Annotated in this window: 12 protein-coding genes; 3 read left to right on the forward strand and 9 right to left on the reverse strand. The window is 66.7% G+C overall.

What is annotated here, in order from left to right; all coding sequences use genetic code 11:
* Positions 1-42 precede the first annotated feature (42 nt).
* Together MUK71_RS11145 and MUK71_RS11150 are read right to left on the reverse strand one after the other, a co-directional pair.
* On the reverse strand, positions 43-1,038 hold the full coding sequence (locus tag MUK71_RS11145) for an MraY family glycosyltransferase (protein ID WP_227929494.1): 996 nt from the start codon (positions 1,036-1,038) through the stop codon (positions 43-45).
* Positions 1,038-2,918, reverse strand: coding sequence for a polysaccharide biosynthesis protein (locus MUK71_RS11150; RefSeq protein ID WP_227903356.1), 1,881 nt, complete (start codon positions 2,916-2,918; stop codon positions 1,038-1,040). The genes MUK71_RS11145 and MUK71_RS11150 overlap by 1 nt, the downstream gene beginning before the upstream one ends.
* A gap of 158 nt (positions 2,919-3,076) precedes the next feature.
* On the opposite strand from MUK71_RS11150, the gene MUK71_RS11155 reads away from it, so the two are divergent.
* The 3 genes from MUK71_RS11155 to MUK71_RS11165 are packed head-to-tail and all read left to right on the forward strand — an operon-like array spanning position 3,077 to position 5,951.
* On the forward strand, positions 3,077-3,976 hold the full coding sequence (locus MUK71_RS11155) for a glycosyltransferase (protein ID WP_227929493.1): 900 nt from the start codon (positions 3,077-3,079) through the stop codon (positions 3,974-3,976).
* A 2-nt stretch (positions 3,977-3,978) separates the two neighbouring features.
* Positions 3,979-4,968, forward strand: a complete 990-nt coding sequence (locus MUK71_RS11160; RefSeq protein ID WP_227929492.1) for a glycosyltransferase — start codon at positions 3,979-3,981, stop codon at positions 4,966-4,968.
* The gene (locus tag MUK71_RS11165) at positions 4,965-5,951 is read left to right on the forward strand and encodes an NAD-dependent epimerase/dehydratase family protein (protein ID WP_227929491.1); all 987 of its coding nucleotides are present in this window, start codon (positions 4,965-4,967) and stop codon (positions 5,949-5,951) included. Before MUK71_RS11160 ends, MUK71_RS11165 begins: the two co-directional genes overlap by 4 nt.
* Before the next feature lie 24 nt (positions 5,952-5,975).
* On the opposite strand, the gene MUK71_RS11170 is transcribed toward MUK71_RS11165, so the two are convergent.
* The 7 genes from MUK71_RS11170 to MUK71_RS11200 all read right to left on the reverse strand — a co-directional run bounded on the left by MUK71_RS11170 (position 5,976) and on the right by MUK71_RS11200 (position 14,833).
* Complete coding sequence (locus tag MUK71_RS11170; protein WP_227929490.1) at positions 5,976-6,692, reverse strand: L-threonylcarbamoyladenylate synthase; 717 nt, start codon at positions 6,690-6,692, stop codon at positions 5,976-5,978.
* Positions 6,689-7,648: a peptide chain release factor N(5)-glutamine methyltransferase gene (gene prmC / locus MUK71_RS11175; protein ID WP_423724626.1), complete on the reverse strand. Its 960-nt coding sequence runs from the start codon at positions 7,646-7,648 to the stop codon at positions 6,689-6,691. Before prmC ends, MUK71_RS11170 begins: the two co-directional genes overlap by 4 nt.
* The gene (prfA, locus tag MUK71_RS11180) at positions 7,608-8,687 is read right to left on the reverse strand and encodes a peptide chain release factor 1 (protein WP_227903363.1); all 1,080 of its coding nucleotides are present in this window, start codon (positions 8,685-8,687) and stop codon (positions 7,608-7,610) included. The genes prmC and prfA overlap by 41 nt, the downstream gene beginning before the upstream one ends.
* A gap of 161 nt (positions 8,688-8,848) precedes the next feature.
* Complete coding sequence (gene rho / locus MUK71_RS11185) at positions 8,849-11,038, reverse strand: transcription termination factor Rho (protein WP_227903364.1); 2,190 nt, start codon at positions 11,036-11,038, stop codon at positions 8,849-8,851.
* A 389-nt stretch (positions 11,039-11,427) separates the two neighbouring features.
* On the reverse strand, positions 11,428-12,399 hold the full coding sequence (thrB, locus tag MUK71_RS11190; protein ID WP_227903365.1) for a homoserine kinase: 972 nt from the start codon (positions 12,397-12,399) through the stop codon (positions 11,428-11,430).
* Between the two features lie 7 nt (positions 12,400-12,406).
* The gene (gene thrC / locus MUK71_RS11195) at positions 12,407-13,534 is read right to left on the reverse strand and encodes a threonine synthase (RefSeq protein ID WP_227903366.1); all 1,128 of its coding nucleotides are present in this window, start codon (positions 13,532-13,534) and stop codon (positions 12,407-12,409) included.
* Positions 13,535-13,537: 3 nt separating this feature from the next.
* A complete protein-coding gene (locus MUK71_RS11200; RefSeq protein WP_227929537.1) occupies positions 13,538-14,833 on the reverse strand; it encodes a homoserine dehydrogenase in 1,296 nt (431 codons plus the stop codon).
* Between the last annotated feature and the right edge of the window lie 4 nt (positions 14,834-14,837).

Raw genomic sequence — 14,837 nt, forward strand, 5'->3', positions numbered from 1 at the left:
GGGCGTGTGCCCTCCGGAAGGCGGTGTCGCGTCCGGGTACAGCTAGGCCACGTACCGGCGGGCAAAGAGGCGCGGGGAGCTCAGGTAGAACACCACCACGGCTACGGCGAAGAGCACCCCTGCGGACGTAGCCCCGGCGCCGGCACCGGCCGTCAGCAGGCCGGTTCCGCCAACGGCGAGGGTGCAGGCCGTGACGAACAGGGAAACCTGGATGTGGCTAAGCCCGCAGTCGGTGAGGCGCTGGTACACGTGCTGGCGGTGCGCGGTATACCAGCGCTCCCCCCGGCGCACACGCCGAAGAAGGGTGGAGAAGGTATCCACCAGGTAAATGAGGATCGGGAACAGCAGGTACTCGATGTACACGCCGGCCAGGAACGCGGCAACTGCGGTGCCGGCGATCGCGGCTCCCAGGAGGTAGCTGCCGACGTCACCCAGGAACACCTGTCCCCGGCCGAGGTTCCACGGCAGGAACGCGGCAAAGGCGGCAGCTGTTACGGCGCCGGCCACGGTAAGCCACATATGGTCTGAGAGCACGCCGCTCACGGAGTACAGCGCTCCAACGGCCACACCGTGCAGCCCCGAAATGCCGTTGATGCCGTCCATGAAGTTGGCCACGTTGATGTAGCCGGCAATGGCAAGTGCCCCGACGGGAACCCACCACCAGCTCTGTTCCATGGTCCAGGCGAGGGCTGCTGTTCCCGCCAGTCCGATCAGGACCTGGCTTCCGGCCCGGGCGCGGACGGAAACTCCCCGCCAGTCTTCGATCCAGCCCAGCAGGGACGCCAGGCCGATGATTGCAATAAGGATGGCAACGATGGAACGGTCCACGGCCACCACGCCCGTGAGCAGGGACAGCACCAGTCCCGCCAGCAGCCCGGCGGCCACGGTAACCCCCACCCCGCGGATCACCACGGTGGAGTGGGAGGAACGTTCATTGGGCACGTCGAGCACGCCCAGCCGGCGCAGCAGCGGAATAAAAAGGAACGGCAGCAGCAGGCTCGCGAAGAACGCGACGGCTACGCACAGCACCAAAAGCATCAGCCTGTCCGCCGTTCATGGTAGGAACCGTCGGCGTCGGCGTCCGCACCGGTGTCGGGCATACGGACCACACCGCCGGGCGGGGTGTCGAGGCCGCAGCGCTGCAGCCAGTCGGAAAGGTCCAGCTCCTCCGGGTCAAGCACGGCCACGGAAGCGTGGGAGATCTTGGGATGGAAGGGCCGGGAATCCTCCTCACCGGTGCCCACCAGGATTTCGTGCATCTTTTCGCCCTGCCGCAGACCGGTGAAGACTATCTCCACGTCCTTACCGGACATGGCAATCATCCGGCGGGCGACGTCGAGGATTTTCACGGGCTCGCCCATGTCCAGGATCATGACCTCGCCGCCGCGGCCGATGGCTCCGGCCTGGATCACCAGCTGGCAGGCCTCGGGGATGGTCATAAAGAAGCGCGTCACCTCGGGGTCGGTCACCGTCACCGGGCCGCCCTGGCGGATCTGCTCGCTGAACAGCGGCAGCATGGAGCCGCGGCTGCCAATCACGTTGCCGAAGCGGACGGAGACGTACCGCTCCCCCGTGGCCCGGGCCATCCACGCAGTGAGTTTCTCGGCCACGCGCTTGGAGTGGCCCAGGACGGTGGTGGGGTTTGCCGCCTTGTCCGTGGAGATGTTCACGAAGTGGCGTACGTCCGCCTTGCGGGCGGCTGCCAGGACGTTGGCGGTGCCCAGCACGTTGGTCTTCCAGGCTTCGTGCGGGTACTGCTCGAGCAGGGACACATGCTTGAGCGCGGCAGCGTGGAAAACGACGTCGGGACGGCGTTCGCGGAAGATCTTCTCCAGCGCGTCGGGGTCGCGGATGTCCGCAAGGACCGTGTCCCGGCCGTCCAGCAGGCCGCGGCCGGTGATGGAGAGCTGGGTGAGCTGCAGGCCGGTTTCATCCCGGTCCACCATGATCAGCTCACCGGGGTTGAAGGCCGTGATCTGCCGGCAGAGCTCGGAACCGATGGAGCCGCCGGCACCGGTTACCAGCACCTTTTTGCCCGAAAGGTAGCCGGCCACCTCGTCCACGTGAATATCCACGGGACGCCGTCCGATCAGGTCCTCCACGGCGACGTCGCGGAAGTCGGTCAACCCGGCGCCGTCGCCCTTGGCCAGCATGTCCTTGAGCGGGGGAAGCACCAGCACCCGCAGGTCCAGGCCTTCGGCTCGGTCGGAGATTTCGCGCACCTGCTTGGCCTCGATGTCCGCCATCGCCACGATCAATACCGTGGCACGGGTCCGGTGCACCAGCTCGGGGAGGTCAACCAGCTTGCCCAGAACGGGAACGGTGGCCAGCCGCAGGTGCTTCTTGGCCGGATCATCATCAACCAGGCCGACGGGGTAATACGGGGATTCGGGATCCTTCATCATCCGCGAGACCAGGGAGTTGCCGAGGAAGCCTGCACCGTAGACGAGCGCACGCTGTGCTTCCTCGCCCGGCCGGGCACGGCTTTCCACATACATCCGCTTCACGTACCGGATGGCAGCCATAAACAGGCAGGCGAACGGGAACGCGATCATGCCGGTGCTGCGCGGAATATCGATGACCAGGCCGAACAGGGCGCTGGCGAGGACCAGGATGGCGGAGACAATCAGCGTAACGACGGCCAGCAGGCGCATCTCATGGAAGCTGCCGAAACTGTAGCGTCCGCGGTACAGCGCAAACGAGTAGCCGACAATGAGCTGGGTCAGCACCGCGACGCCGCAGAAGACCGCAAGGCCGCCGGGGCTGATCTGCTCCACGGTCAGTTCATAGCGCAGCACCAGGGCAAGCACGATGGACACGATCCATGCCAGCGAGTCCAGCATGTACTGCGACCAGAGCCACAGAACCGGCTTTTCCCCCCGGGGAAGGCTCTTGTTGTCCGTAGGTTTTTGCCTCATGGTCCTCAACGGGTCGATACCCGGCTCTCTTCTCGGTGGTGCATAGAACTGGTGGAAGAATCCGGTGTAATAGACTGGAATCTATTCAGCATACTAACTGCACACCCTCTCCTGTTTCGGCTTTGGCCGATGCTCCGGGGTGCTTCGAAAGGAACATCTTGCCGGACTCAGTGGCGGTAGCGGCGGTCACCTTCGACCGCCCCGACGACGTCAAGACGCTCTTGGAAGCCCTGGCCGCGCAGACCGGAAACATCACATCCGTGGCCCTGGTGGACTCCGGAAAGAGCCCGGTTAAGGATATCGCCGAAGACTCGTCCGCCCCGGTCGACTACATCCGGTCCAACACCAACCTCGGCGGTGCCGGCGGATTCTCCCTGGCTATTCTCTCAGCAATGGCTTCAGGGGCCGAATGGATCTGGATCATGGACGACGACGCCCATCCTGAAGATCCCGAATGTGTCGCCACTCTTCTGGCAGCGGCAAAGGAACGCGGATTGGACGTTGTCCTGCCGCTGGTGGTCGCTCCCGGCGCACCCGACACCCTTTCCTTCCACTTCCGCATCGACGGCAAGCTCACCCACGACCGCGCGCTGGTGGCCGAACGGGGTTTCCTGCCCAACGTGGGTCATTTCTTCAACGGCGCATTGATCCGTGCCGATGTGTTCTACCGGGTGGGCCTCCCGGACCTGCGGCTGTTCATCCGCGGCGACGAAACAGATTTTATGATCCGGCTGCGGCGCGCCGGCGTGGAGTTCGGCACGGTCACCACGGTGGCGCTGACCCATCCTGCCGCCTGGGCCGAGGTCCAGCCTGTGCTGGGTGACCGGATGCACGTGCTGGTTCCGGAAAACGCGTTCAAGCAGTTTTATTTCTACCGCAACCGGGGCCACCTGACCCGCCGGTACCGGCGGGTCAGGTCACTGGTTGCCGACACCGTGGGCTACCCGGTCCACTTTGCCCGGACGAGGGATCCCAAGGGATTTGTCAGCTGGCTGCGCGCCTACGCAGCGGGCCTGGGCGGCCGCCGCTTCGGACCTCCGTCGGACTTCGGGTTCTAGCCATGTCCGCCGTGCAGGGCCTGGCGGCCGAAGAGGCCGCACTGACCATTGTCATCGCCACGTTCAACCGTTCCGGTTTCCTGGCCGGCCTGCTGCAGAGCATCCGTGCGCTCGATCCGGCCCCGGCCGCGGTGCTGGTCGTGGACAACGCCAGCACCGATGACACCCCCGAGGTGGTGGCGGCAGCCAGGGCGGATTTCCCCGTTCCGCTGCAGTCCATCCGGCTGGAGACCAATACCGGCGGCGCCGGCGGATTTGCGGCCGGCACCGAGGCCGCACTGGCCGCCGGGGCGCAGTGGCTGTGGCTTATGGATGACGACGTCGAGGTCCTCCCCGGTGCCGTGGCCTCACTGCGCAAGTGGACCGGCCGTTACGAATGCATCCACGGCCGCCGGTACGACGACGCCGGGGCGCCGTTCTTCTGGCAGCACCGCTTTGTGCCGTTCCTCGGCGTGCACCTGCCGGTGCGCGGCAACGTCTTCCGCGACTCCCCTGTCTTCGAAACCAACGTGGGCTGCTTTGAAGGCATGCTCATCAGTGCCGCGCAGGTCCGCCGGATCGGGCTGCCGGACGCACGGTATTTCATCAACGGCGATGACCTGATGTACGGCTGGCTGGCATCCCTGGACCGGCCCGTGGCGTACGTCAACGAGTTTGTACTGCGCAAGGTCCGCCCGCAGAAACAGATCGACCTCGGCATCCGCCACCTGAACGATTCCAGCAATCTGGGCCGTTTCACCTCCATGCGCAACCGCGGACACACCGCCCGCTATCTGCAGGCGCACGGCCGGTTCAGTCCGGTGGGCTTCGGGATAGGTACGTTCCTGACCGCTGCCAAGGAACTGCTGCGCCTGATGGCAGTGGAGCACACGCTGCACGGCGTGGAACGGCTTTGGGCCGGGTGGCGCGGTTCGCGCCGGATCCTGCGGGATCCGGCCTGGACTCCCATGCCGCCGCTGGAAGAACCATCACCACGAAAGCAGCAGGTTTGAGCACTCCCTCCACACCGCAGTCCCCCGGTTCCGCCTCCGTACCGTCCTCCGCACCCGTCTGGGTAGTGGTGGGGGCCTCAGGGTTTATCGGTTCCTCCGTGCATGCCGCACTCACCGCACGCGGTGCCCGCGTCAGATCGGTTGCCGCACCCCGGTTACGGACGGACGCCACCGATGCGCGGGCTCTGGCAGCCGTTGCGGCCGGCCTGGTTTCGGAGCGGAAGGCACTAACCGAAGCCTTCGCGAATGCGGACGTAGTGATCAACGCCGCCGGACTCGCTACTCCCGGTGCCGGGGATTCACCCGAACTGCGTGGCGCAAACGCCCTGCTGCCCCTGCTGATCGCCGACGCCGCCGACGCCGCCGGAGTCCGCCGCTTTGTCCATCTGAGCAGTGCTGCCGTCCAGGGGCATCGCCCGTTCCTGGACGAGAGCAGCCACGTTGAACCCTTCTCCGCCTATTCGCGGGCCAAGGCGCTGGGCGAACAGGCACTGGCCGTCAGGCAGTCCGGGCCATGCAGCGTTGTTACCGTCCGGGCAACCTCGGTACAGGGCCCCGGCCGGCCAACGACGGCGAAGCTGGCCAGGCTGGCAGCTTCACCGCTCGCGTCTGTGGCCGCGCCCGGCACCGCACCGAGCCCGGTCAGTTCCGTGCATGCGCTGGTGGATTTTGTGCTGACCGTCGCCGGGCATATGGGCCCGGTGCCGCCGGTGGTCCTGCAGCCCTGGGAGCAGGCCTCGGTCTCCTCCGTACTCGAGTCCGCGGGCGGACGGCGCCCGGTCCGGCTCCCCGCCTGGTTCTGCCGCGGCGTGCTTCGTACCGGGTACGCTGTCTCATCACTCGCCGGGGAACGTTTCCACGGCCCGCTGCGCCGGGTGGAAATGATGTGGTTTGGGCAGCGCCAGGAACCGGGCTGGGCTGAAGCCACCGGCAACGTGCCGGAACCGCGCGTGCAGCACGTTCTCGAGTCCTCCCGCAGCTAGCGGGAGGACTGTTTCCGAACGGTTTTATTCCTTGGTCAGGGAGGGCGCAGCCGCCTCCGGTGCCGGTTCCGGTTCGGGTTCTTCGTCCAGGTCCAGGATGCCGGGCACCACGGCCCGCAGCGCTTCCAGGCTCACTGCCCCGCGGCGGACCACGCGCATCGGCTCGCTGGTGGCGTCCACGATGGTGGACGGGATCCCGTCTTCCTTGGCCGCCGGGCGGTGGCCGGCCTCCAGGTAAACCTCAACCGACTCGGCCAGCTGGCCCTGTGCCTCGGCCGCGGTCTGTGCCGCCGGGGATCCGGTGCGGTTGGCGGAGGAGACCGCCAGCGGGCCGGTGACCCCGAGCAGGTCCAGCGCTATCCTGTCATCGGGCATCCGCAGCGCCACGGTTCCCAGGGTGTCCCCCAAGTCCCAGCTCAGCGAGGGCTGGGCATGGAAGATCAGCGTCAGGCCACCGGGCCAGAAGGCTTCGGCAAGGCGCCGGGCATCCTCGGGGATGTCCGAGGCGAGTCCGTCCATGGTCTGCAGCCGCGGGATCAGGACGGGCGGGGGCATGCTCCGCCCGCGGCCCTTGGCGGCAAGCAGGGTGGCTACGGCCTGCGGGGAGAACGCGTCGGCGCCGATTCCGTAGACCGTGTCAGTGGGCAGGACTATGCATGCCTTTGCGGCAATGGCCTGCTGCGCGGCAGCAAGTCCTTCGCTAAGTTCTTCGGGGTTGGTGCAGTCATAACTGGTGCTCACGGCAACATTCTTTCACGTGTGGATGCCATCGGTTCTTCTCTCACGGGTTCGTCCGTGACGGTCCGCCGGATGCCTGATGTGGCGCGGGGCCGGTCATTGAGGTCCAGGTGGGTACGGACGTCCGTCCATGCCGGGTCCGCGGCCAGCAGGCGGGCGACGGCCGGTGCCTGCACTTCGGCATGTTCCATGACGAAGTATCCGCCCGGGACCAGCAGCCGTGCTGCCGTGCGTGCTGCAGCTGCGGGCAGTTCCATCCCGTCCGCGCCGCCGCCGTAGAGGGCCATCGCCGGGTCATGCTCGGCGGCCTCGGGTTCGTTGGGTACGGCTTCTGCCGGAATGTAGGGCGGGTTGGAGACCACCACGTCGAAACTGGCGCTGTGCTCCCCCAGTGCGGTGCGCAGGTCCCCCTGTACCAGGTGGACGCCCAGCGGTGCCAGGTTCCGCTCCGCCCAGGCATAGGCGAGCGGGCTGAGCTCCACGGCATGCACCTCGGCGTCCGGAACTTCGGACGCCACGGCCGCTGCGATGGCCCCGGAACCGGTGCCGAGGTCCACGACCTTCGGTGATGGGGTCCGCCGGGCAGCATCAATGGCCAGCTGCGCCACGGTTTCGGTTTCCGGACGGGGCACAAACACACCGGGCCCCACGGCGAGTTCCAGATAGCGGAAATGGGCCTTGCCGGTGATGTGCTGCAGCGGAACCCGCGCAGCGCGTTCCGCCACCAGATCGGAAAACCCCTCCGGAGGCGGGGCATCGGTAAAGGCCAGTGCCCGTACCCTGCCCACGGTTTCACCCAGCAGGTGTGCGGCAAGCAGTTCGGCATCCACCCGGGGCGAGGGCACACCGGCCTCTGCCAGCCGTGCCGCCGCGCTCCGAAGTGCTGCGTCCAGGGTTTCCCCGGCGGTTCCGGCCGGGTTAGCTTTCGTCACCGATGGCGTCCAGCCGGGCCTGCTCATCCATTTCAATGGCAGCCTGGACCACGGCTTCCAGTTCACCGTTCAGCACGGTATCCAGGTTGTAGGCCTTGTAGCCGGTGCGGTGGTCCACAATCCGGTTTTCCGGGTAGTTGTACGTACGGATCCGCTCGGAACGGTCCATGGTGCGGATCTGCGACTTCCGAATGTCGGAATTCGCGGCGTCGATCTTCTCCTGCTCGTGCGCCAGGATGCGGGAGCGGAGCACGCGCATGGCGGCTTCACGGTTCTGCAGCTGGGATTTTTCGTTCTGCATGGCCACCACAATGCCGGTGGGCAGGTGGGTGATGCGCACGGCGGAGTCGGTAGTGTTCACCGACTGGCCGCCCGGGCCGGAGGAGCGGTAGACGTCGATCTTGAGATCGTTCTGGTTGATCTCGACTTCTTCGGGCTCGTCGACTTCGGGCAGCACCAGCACACCGGCAGCGGACGTGTGGATCCGGCCCTGGGATTCAGTGACGGGGACGCGCTGGACGCGGTGCACGCCGCCTTCGTACTTCAGGCGGGCGTAAACGCCCTCGGCCGGGTCATTGGAGGAACCCTTGATGGCCATGGAAACGTCCTTGTAGCCGCCCAGGTCGGACTCGGTGGCGGAGATAATCTCGGTGCGCCAGCCGCGGTGCTCCGCGTAGCGGGTGTACATGCGCAGCAGGTCCCCGGCGAACAGGGCGGCTTCGTCGCCGCCTTCGCCGCCCTTGACCTCGATGATGACGTCGCGGCCGTCGTTCGGGTCGCGCGGGATGAGCAGGCGGCGCAGTTTCTCCTGGGCGTCGGCCAGCTGTTCCTTCAGGACAGGCACTTCGGCGGCGAATTCCGGATCCTCATCTGCCATTTCGGCTGCGGCGGCGAGGTCATCCTCGAGTCCGTGCCACTGGTTGTAGGCATCCACGATCCGGCTGAGCTCGGCGTAGCGGCGGCCCAGCCGGCGGGCCAGACCCTGGTCCGCGTGTACTGCCGGATCGGAGAGACGCAGCTGAAGCTCAGCGTGCTCATCCAACAGACCCTGAATGGACTCAAACATGTTTTAGGTTCCTCTTTCGACTGTGTATCCCACAGGCAGTTTATCGGCCCCGGCGGGGTGCGGGCGCGCGGAGTCTCCGCCGTCCTGCGTTAACGGACAAACCGCCCAGGCTCCGGCCCCGGGTTAACCGGGGGCCGGAGCATGAGCGGCTTGTAAGGCAGCTAGTCGTCCTTGCTGCCCAGGGTGGTCTTCTGGACCTGCATCAGGAACTCCACGTTGGACTGGGTTTCCTTGATCTTGCCGGTCAGCAGTTCCAGCGCCTGCTGGGTATCCAGGCCGGAGAGAACGCGGCGCAGCTTCCACATGATCTTGACTTCATCCGGAGACAGCAGGTTCTCTTCGCGGCGGGTACCCGAGGCGTTGACATCCACGGCCGGGAAGATGCGCTTGTCCGCCAGGTTGCGGGAGAGGCGCAGTTCCATGTTGCCGGTGCCCTTGAACTCTTCGAAGATGACTTCATCCATCTTGGAGCCGGTCTCGACAAGCGCGGTGGCCAGGATGGTCAGCGAGCCGCCGTTTTCGATGTTGCGGGCAGCACCGAAGAAACGCTTCGGCGGGTACAGCGCCGAGGAGTCAACGCCGCCGGAGAGGATACGTCCCGACGCCGGAGCGGCCAGGTTGTATGCACGGCCCAGGCGGGTCATGGAGTCCAGCAGCACCACCACGTCATTGCCCATTTCCACCAGGCGCTTGGCACGCTCGATGGCGAGCTCGGCCACGGTGGTGTGGTCATCGGCGGGACGGTCGAAGGTGGAGGCAATGACCTCGCCCTTGACCGTGCGCTGCATGTCCGTAACTTCTTCGGGCCGCTCATCAACCAGGACCATCATCAGATGGACTTCCGGGTTGTTAATGGTGATCGCGTTGGCAATGGACTGCAGGATGAGCGTCTTGCCCGCCTTCGGCGGGGAGACGATCAGGCCGCGCTGGCCCTTGCCGATCGGGGCCACGAGGTCAATGACACGAGGACCGATCACCTTGGCGGAGGTCTCCAGGCGCAGGCGCTCGGAGGGGTACAGCGGAACCAGCTTGGAGAAGTCCACGCGGTCCTTGTTGTCCTCGGCGGGCTTGCCGTTGACGGAGGTCAGGCGAACCAGTGCATTGAACTTCTGGCGCTGGTTGCCGCCCTGGTTTTCGCCCTCGCGCGGTGCACGGATGGCGCCAACCACGGCGTCGCCCTTGCGCAGGTTGTACTTCTTGACCTGGGCCAGGGAAACGTAAACGTCGTTCGGGCCCGGCAGGTAACCGGAGGTACGCACAAAGGCGTAGTTCTCCAGCACGTCCAGGATTCCGGCTACGGGCAGCAGGACGTCGTCATCAGTGACCTCGACGTCGTCAACCTCGGGGTTCTGGTTACGGTTGCGGCGGCGCTCGTTGCGGTCCCGGAAACGGTCGTTGCGATCGTTGCGGTCATTGCGATCGTTGCGGTTCCGGTTGCGGCGGTTACGCCCGCGGCCGTTCTCTTCGTTGTCGTCGCGGTTGTTGTCGCGGTCGCGGTTGTTCTCGCGGTTGTTGCCGCCGTCGCGGTTGTTATCGCGGTCGCGGTTGTTCTCGCGGTTGTTGCCACCGTCGCGGTTGTTATCGCCGTCGCGGTTGTTGCCGCGGTCGCGGTTGCGGCGCTCACGGCGTTCGCTGCGCTCGTCGTCGTTGGAGCGGTTCTCCGAACCGTTGCCCTGGGACGCGCCATTGGAGGACGCTGCCTCATTGCTGCCGTTGGAGGAAGCGTTGCCGTTCGAGGAAGCGTTGCCGCGGTTCTCGCCGGCGTCCTGTGCTTCTGCGCCGGAGGTGCTGGTCTCGCTGCTGTCGCTGCGGCGGCTGCGGCTGCGGCGGTTGCCGCGCTCACGCTGGTTCTCGTCGCGGGCGTTGTCCTCGCGGGCCGGGCGCTCAGGGGCGGTCTCGGCCTGCGGAGCCTGCTGTGCAGCCTCCGGAGCGGGGGTTTCGGCCGCAGCTGAGGTGACAACACCGTCACTGGCCGCGCGGCGGTTGCGGTTCCGGGTCCGCGTGGGACGCTCGGTGGCGGTGCCCTGTGCCGGGGCATCCGCGGACTTCGCCGGAGCTGCCTGGGCTGACTCGGACCCGGCAGCGGCGCCCTTGCCTGCGGCGTCTTCGCCGGAACGGGATCCCCGCACCGGGCGGTCGGCTACTGCGCCGCCGCGCTGGTGGTTGGAGATGGCCGTGACCAGGTCTCCCTTGCGCATCCGGGAGCCGCCGGTGATGCCGAGCTGACCGGCAAGCGCCTGGAGCTGCGCAAGCTTGAGACCGGCAAGACCGGCACTCTTTGAAGTGTTCTCGCCGGTGGAACCGGCGGATGCTGAATCCACGCCTGCAGTCAGGCTGGTGGTATCTGTCACGAAGGATCCTTCCCCCTCGTCGGGCGGTCCGGCGCATTGCCGGCCGCGGTGATTGACCCCGGACCGATGATCAGACATAGGACCGGGTCCGCCACAATCCGGCCGGGGCCGGAAAAGGGGCGATTCTGCTGGGTGCCTTGTTTAGAAGAATCCACACGGAGTTTCGTCAGCTTTGCTGCCGAACACGCGGCATTCAATGGGACTCGCCGCTTCTTGGCGGTACCGGATGAAGGCTACACCGAAGACCGTACTTCCGCGGGTAAGGCGATTGCGTCAACTAAATCACCGGAACGGGTGCAGTTACACCAGGGGCGGCGAAGTGTCTTCAACGAAAGCCCGGGCGGCCCGAAACGGACGGCCATGCCTGCGGGAGCACAAGAACGGTAAAATTACCGCTGGTGCACTTCCACTCTAGCACCATCTCGCTCCACGCCAAGCCGGAGAACCCGCCAGTTTTCACCGGCTGCCTGCAGCTGGCGGGCCATCAGCTCCTCTGCCGCTGCGGCGGCGGATGCTCCGTTGGCAAGGCACAGGACGGTGGGGCCCGCTCCGGAAACCGCTGCGGCAAATCCTGCCGAGCGCAGTGCCTGGATCAGCGCAGCACTGGCGGGCATGGCAGGGGCGCGGAAGTCCTGGTGCAGGAAATCCTGCGTCCCCTCCGGCAGGAATGCCGGATCCATGGTCAGTGCATGGACCAGAAGCGCGGCACGGCCCGAGTTCGCGGCGGCGGTACGGTGCGGAACGGTGGCAGGGAGGAGCCCTCGCGCCCGTTCCGTGGACAGCTCGGTGGCAGGTATTGCCACCACCGGCACCACGTCGGGATGGACCGCGGCGCGGGCCGAGCGGAAGACGCCGTCGGTCTCCCATGAAATCGCGAGGTCACCTGCCAGTGCCGGTGCCACATTGTCAGGGTGGCCCTCCAGTGCTGAGCAGGCGTGCAAAACCTGTGCGGCGTCCAACCGGTCCGCGTCCGGCAGGAGCGCATTGGCGGCAAGGACGCCGGAGACGATCGCCGCGGCGGAAGATCCAAGCCCGCGGCCGTGCGGGATGACGTTCTCCGCACTCAGGTGCAGTCCGCGGACCGTGTAGCCGGCGTCCGCCAGGGTGGAGAGGATGGTGCGCACCACCAGGTGCGAGGAATCCAGCGGGACCTGGTCCGCGCCCTCCCCCGCCACCTGCACCGTGATTCCCGGTTCATCGGTGGTCCGTACCCGGACTGTGTCATACAGCGAGAGCGCAAGGCCCAGGGAATCAAACCCCGGGCCGAGGTTGGCACTGGTGGCCGGGACCGTTACGGCCACCTCCCGGCCGGGGGCCAGGAGTGTGGCGCCGGGAAGCTGTCCGGGCAAATCCACCTGCATGGCGGTCCTACTTGGTACCGGCGGCAGGTGCGGCTGCTTCCAGCCCCAGTGCCGCAGCAACGCTGACGACGTCGAAGTCCACCTTGGTGGGCTCCACCTCCGAACCGTCGGCGGTGCGCAGGGCCCACTGCGGATCCTTCAGGCCGTGCCCGGTGACCGTAATGACAATGGTCTTGCCCGCAGGCACCTCGCCCGCGGCGTGCTTCTTCAACAGTCCGGCAACGCCTGCGGCGGAGGCCGGTTCCACGAAAACGCCCTCGCGGGAGGAGAGCCAGCGGTGCGCCTCCAGGATCTCGGTGTCCGTGACGGCTTCGATAAGTCCGCCGGATTCATCGCGAGCTGCGATGGCGGCATCCCAGGATGCCGGGTTGCCGATCCGGATGGCGGTGGCAATGGTGTCCGGGTCCGTCACCGGATGGCCCTTCACCAGCGGCGAGGCGCCTTCTGCCTGGAAGCCCCACATGTGCGGGGTTTTGGTGGCTACCGGCGCAATTTCCTCACCGGCCACGTTGGTGTAGGGCGCGGCGTACTCCGTGTAGCCCTTCCAGTACGCGGTGATGTTGCCGGCGTTGCCGACGGGCAGCAGGTGGTAATCCGGGGCGTCCCCGAGGTAGTCCACCACTTCGAAGGATGCGGTCTTCTGTCCCTCGATGCGGGCCGGGTTCACGGAGTTCACCAGGAAAACCGGGTACGCCTCGGCGAGCTTGCGGGCCACCTCAAGGCAGTTGTCGAAGTTGCCGCGGACCTGCAGCAGCTGGGCGCCGTGCGCGATGGCCTGGCTGAGCTTTCCCATGGAGATCTTGCCGTCCGGAACCAGGACGGCACAGGTGATGCCCGCCTGCGTGGCGTAGGCGGCAGCGGAGGCACTGGTGTTGCCGGTAGACGCGCAGACAACGGCCTTGGCACCGGATTCCACGGCAGCGGTCATGGCCATGGTCATGCCGCGGTCCTTGAAGGACCCGGTGGGGTTCATGCCCTCGACCTTGAGGTAGACCGTGGAACCGGTCAGCTCGGAGAGTGCCTTGGCATGGACCAGCGGGGTACCGCCCTCCCCCAGGGTGATGACTTCGGTGCTGTCGGTGACCGGCAGCCGTTCGGCGTATTCGCGGATAACGCCGCGCCATTGGTGAGCCACGGCTCAGACTCCTTCTACCCGCAGTACGGATTTGACGTTCGTGATGACATCGAGGTTTTTGATGGCCTCGACGGTGGCCGCCAGTGCGGCCTCGGATGCACGGTGCGTGACGAAGCGCAGCTCGGCGCTGGCTCCTTCACCGTGGATGGTCTGGCGCATGGTCTCGATGGAGACGCCGTGTTCGGAGAAGACACGGGCGACGGCGGCCAGCACACCCGGCTGGTCTGCCACCTCCAGGCCAATCGAGTAGCTCGTGGTGACCTTCTCCAAAGGCAGGGCCGGCAGGTGCCCGGAGGCCTGCCCGGCCGGCACGGGACCGCCAAGGACCAGCCGCCGGGCCGCGGTGACGACGTCGCCCATCACGGCCGAGGCGGTGGGTGCACCGCCGGCGCCCTGCCCGTAGAACATCAGTTCGCCGGCATTCTCCGCCTCGACGAACACGGCGTTGAAGGCTCCGTGCACGGCAGCCAGCGGATGCCGGCGCGGCAGCAGGGTGGGGTGCACCCGCACGCTGACGCCTTCGCCGTTGTCCCCGTCGGAGAATTTCTCCGCGATGGCGAGCAGCTTAATGACGAAGCCGGCGTCCTTCGCGGCGCTCATGTCTTCGGCCGTGACCGAGCTGATGCCCTCGCAGGACACGGCTGAAAGGTCAAAGTCTGTATGGAAGGCCAGGGACGCGAGAATGGCGCCCTTGGCGGCGGCGTCGTGGCCCTCAACGTCGGCAGTGGGATCCGCTTCCGCGTAGCCCAGCCGCTGGGCCTCGGCCAGGGCGTCGCCGAACTGGGCACCGGTGGTGTCCATGGCGTCCAGGATGTAGTTGGTGGTGCCGTTGACAATGCCCATGACCTTGGTGATCCGGTCGCCGGAGAGGCTGTCACGGATGGGCCGCAGGATCGGAATGGCGCCGGCCACGGCTGCCTCGTAGGAAAGCTGGACGCCGGCGGCGTCGGCCTTCTCATACAGGGCCGCGCCGTCGGCGGCCAGCAGTGCCTTGTTGCCGGTGACCACGGCGGCGCCGTGGCCCAGGGCATGCAGGATCAGGGTGCGCGCCGGCTCCATGCCGCCCATCAGCTCAATGACAATGTCCGCGTCCTTGACCAGCGCCTCGGCATCCGTGGTGAACAGCTCCGCGGGCAGGTCAACATCGCGGGGAGCATCAACGTTGCGCACGGCGATGCCGGTCAGCTCCAGGCGTGCGCCGAGGCGGGCGGTGAGGTCCGCGGCGTCGTCAATGAGGATCCGGGCAACCTGCGATCCCACGTTTCCGCATCCCAGCAGGGCTACTCTCAGGGTCTTCAATGTG

Source organism: Arthrobacter zhangbolii, assembly GCF_022869865.1.
GTDB lineage: Bacteria > Actinomycetota > Actinomycetes > Actinomycetales > Micrococcaceae > Arthrobacter_B > Arthrobacter_B zhangbolii.